1 protein-coding gene is annotated in these 342 nt (G+C 64.9%); it reads left to right on the top strand.

The window, feature by feature from the left end:
- Positions 1-4: 4 nt before the first annotated feature.
- Positions 5-342: DUF305 domain-containing protein (locus tag ACLQ2Q_RS22230; RefSeq protein ID WP_425824085.1), on the top strand; the 338-nt coding region annotated here is incomplete at its 3' end.

The raw sequence follows: 342 nt of genomic DNA, 5'->3' as shown, positions 1-342 counted from the left end.
CACCCTGACCGCCCTGCTCGCCCTCGCTGGCTGCGCCAGCACCACCAGCAGTGGCGGGATGGACAACATGCCCGGAATGGGCTCATCGGCATCGGCATCCCCGGCCGCCGACGTGAACAACGCCGACATGCAGTTCACGATGATGATGATCCCGCACCACGAACAAGCCGTCGAGATGGCCGACATGATCCTCGCCAAGGACGGCATCGACGAACGCGTCCTCACCCTCGCCGAGCAGATCAAAGCAGCCCAAGGACCCGAGATCGAGCTGATGGAGTCCTGGCTCGACGAGTGGGGCACCCCGATGGGGGACATGGACGGCATGGACCACGGGGGGATGAT

The organism is Microbacterium sp. DT81.1 (genome assembly GCF_049844955.1).
Taxonomy (GTDB): domain Bacteria; phylum Actinomycetota; class Actinomycetes; order Actinomycetales; family Microbacteriaceae; genus Microbacterium.
Note: the sequence above shows the minus strand (reverse complement) of the source record. Positions and strands in the feature narration are given on the sequence as shown.